Genomic DNA, 3237 nt, shown 5'->3' with positions numbered 1-3237 from the left:
TTTGTGTGTATTGATGAAATTGTAACGGATAGTTCTACGGAATGCAAATAAAATGAAAACTATAACACCGTGGTATCAAAATTTTGAATTTATTTATTTGCATATTTGGTTGCAAAACAAGTGTTTTTCGTACGTTACAAAGTATCCAATAAGTTTACAAGCAGGACGTTATTTAATACTGTACGAATTAAGTTAATAACGGGTTTTCTGACTATATGGGTTTGGATTTTATTTTGCGCAGTATTTAGGCTAATTTTACTGGTGTAATTTTCAATATAATTTAATTGAACACAATTATCTAAGTGCTCTCATTAACTATACAACAGCATCCACCCGATCACTCTTACTCATTTTATTGAGATTAATCACTTTCTATTTGACTAAAAGAAGTTTAGAAATATTTACACAATGTAGCACTATGGTTTAGAAATAGTTCTTATTACTATACTAACAGTATATATAATTGTCAATTTTAATAACCAATAGACTATTCCAATATTACTGATTAGATTATAATTTCAATGTAGGAATAATTACCATTATATTGATAGAATTATAATATAATTGCTATAATTATTATTATATTGATATTTTGGATGACTGATGAGCCTAATACAGCTAAGCAAAACCATTATTAATGCCCGAAAGAAAAAAGCGTGGAATCAAACTGAGGCGGCTAAATATGCCGGTATAAGTCTCAATACCTACCGTCGCATGGAAGATGGATTTATCGAAGAAGTGGGTATCACCAAAGTAAATGAAGTCCTTGAGATTTTCGGATTGGAAATAGCAATCAGAGAAAAAGGACGTCCATTAACGTTAGAGGAGTTGCAGCGTGGAGAGACGTATTAATATCTATACCAATACCCAAAGAGCCGGTACATTAGCCAAAGAGGGTGAAAAGCATATATTTGCCTATGCACCTGAAGCAATTACTCCCATCTCTGTAACAATGCCGATCCGTACTGAAAGTTGGGGGTCTATCAATCTTCATCCGATATTTGAAATGAATCTTCCCGAAGGTGCGTTGAAAGAGACGATTCGTGAACGGTTTGCAAAAGTTAAACACATGGATGATCTTGGATTATTGGAGCTGATAGGTCCCCATGTTATAGGGCGTGTCAAATATGGTCTTCCGGCTGACAATGAAGAGGCTATTACCCTTGATGATATTTTACATGACGATACCCACATATTGTTTGAAAAATTGATGGAGCGCTTTGCAATCCGCTCAGGCGTCTCAGGTGTGCAGCCCAAAATATTGCTCCAAATCAATGATAAAAATACCCTCACGACCGAAGAGTATATTGTCAAATCGTGGGGAGATGAATATCCTGAACTCGCATTCAATGAATTTTTTTGTATGGAAGCGGTGCGATTAGCCGGTTTACCTACACCGCAGTTCAAGCTTTCAGAAAACCGATTGATGTTTATCATGAAACGCTTCGATTTAAAAGATGACGGCAACTATCTGGGCTTTGAAGATGGGTGTGTACTTCTGGGCAAAGGGACCAATGAAAAATACCATGCTTCTTATGAAGATCTTGCAAAAGTTCTTAAAGCCTCCACATCTGCCGAATCGAGACTTGAAAATCTGCGGACTTTTTTTACTACACTTGTGATGAATCACATACTTAGAAACGGCGATGCCCATCTTAAAAACTTTGCTATCTTGTATGATGAAGATTATACCGATGCTGTAATGGCACCCATCTATGACGTCGTATGCACAACAGTCTATCTAAAAGAGGATCTGCCCGCTCTGACTATGAGTGGTGGCAAGGTATGGTGGAAGAAAAAAACCTATATCGGATTTGGCAAACAAATATGTAAACTCTCTATGGCAGAAATCGAAGAGATATTTAAAAGCTGTGCCATAGCCACTAAGAATGCAGCCAAAGAGATGCTCGATTATGTCAAAACACATCCGGATATCAGTGCATTTGCCAATAAGATGCTGGATGAATGGGATAAGGGGCTTGAATCATTTGGTTTTGACGCAATTAACAGATCCTAAATCAGTGCATCATGGCGTGAGAACACCCCTTCTTAAGCTTCTCAAGACATAGTATAAGTTTATTTTTATATTAATAGCTGTAGACTTAAAGTAATTTTACATAGTGTCTTAAAAACCTTATATACTTGGAGCTACCTTGAGAGCCGATATTACCGAGATTCTAAGAATTATTCTCACCCTAAAAGAATCAAAATCCTTAAAAGAGATCGAACGAGAAAGCAGTGTTTTCGGGATTAAGGATAAAAAGCTTTTACGTGTTCTCAATGAACTTATAGCAGCTAATCGTGTTCGTACCCTCGGGCAATCTGCTTCAACCGTATACTGGCAAAAAGATGTGCGTGAAGCGTATGCCAAAGTTTATAGAATGATCTTTGTACATAAAGCCGATCAAATCGCCGGTTACCTTTTTCAAAATGCCCAAGAGTTTGTTTTTTGCTACGCTGATCAATACTTGACCCAGAGCAAAGTAGAGATCCCTGGGTTGCCTTTAGACATCATCCCCTATTCTTCTTCAGAGCTTCATGCGGCGTTTGATGAGAATCTCCCCGAAGGGGTTAATCGTGAGATGCTAGAACAATCGTTACACTCATCGGATGAGCTTGATATGTTGGTTCGATTAACACATAATATCGGCGATATTTATTTTACCCTCACCGGTGAATCTCAGGTTGAATCTCAAAAGAACCGCCCCTCTTTTTTAAGCAATCTTGAGAGTATATTAGGCCCTGCGCTCCCCTTCCCTGCTGTATTGGAAAACTATACCCTCGACATCAATGAAGAAGAGCTGTTTCCCGAAGGAGAAGACCTCTCCCATTTTACTTATGACGAGCTTCCGGGAATCAGTGGTTTTCAATACAAACGGCTTGTTGATCTGAATAGCGAACACCATCGAATACATCAAGATAAATCCGAAGGGATACGCGATTTTATACTCAAACCATACAGTCGTTATAAAGCCGATCCTTCATCGCAATACTATCTTCCGCACTTAGCGTTAAATGAACATCTCTTTATGAGTTTTGCAAAAAATGAATTAGGATTTCGTGTCCCTCAATCGTATCTCATCAAACGAAACAATGATCAAGAATTTCATTATCTCATTAAACGATTTGATCGATTAGGAACGTACCGTTTTGCAAAAGCAAACTTCTCGACCTATTTGGGTTTGCGTGCAGAAAACAAATACAGTACCACCAGCGAAAAAATGTTTACACGTATCA

General features: G+C 37.8%; 3 protein-coding genes. All 3 read left to right on the top strand.

Annotated features, from left to right (window positions below; translation table 11 throughout):
• The first annotated feature begins 603 nt into the window (after positions 1 to 603).
• The gene (locus tag PHC76_RS14850; RefSeq protein WP_300210760.1) at positions 604 to 852 is read left to right on the top strand and encodes a helix-turn-helix domain-containing protein; all 249 of its coding nucleotides are present in this window, start codon (positions 604 to 606) and stop codon (positions 850 to 852) included.
• The gene (locus PHC76_RS14845; protein WP_300210758.1) at positions 836 to 2017 is read left to right on the top strand and encodes a type II toxin-antitoxin system HipA family toxin; all 1182 of its coding nucleotides are present in this window, start codon (positions 836 to 838) and stop codon (positions 2015 to 2017) included. Before PHC76_RS14850 ends, PHC76_RS14845 begins: the two co-directional genes overlap by 17 nt.
• 136 nt (positions 2018 to 2153) lie before the next feature.
• The coding region (locus PHC76_RS14840) for a HipA domain-containing protein (RefSeq protein ID WP_300210757.1) at positions 2154 to 3237 on the top strand (1084 nt) is incomplete at its 3' end.

The sequence above is a fragment of the Sulfuricurvum sp. genome (assembly GCF_028710345.1).
GTDB lineage: Bacteria > Campylobacterota > Campylobacteria > Campylobacterales > Sulfurimonadaceae > Sulfuricurvum.
This window is presented reverse-complemented; position numbering and strand designations above follow the sequence as displayed.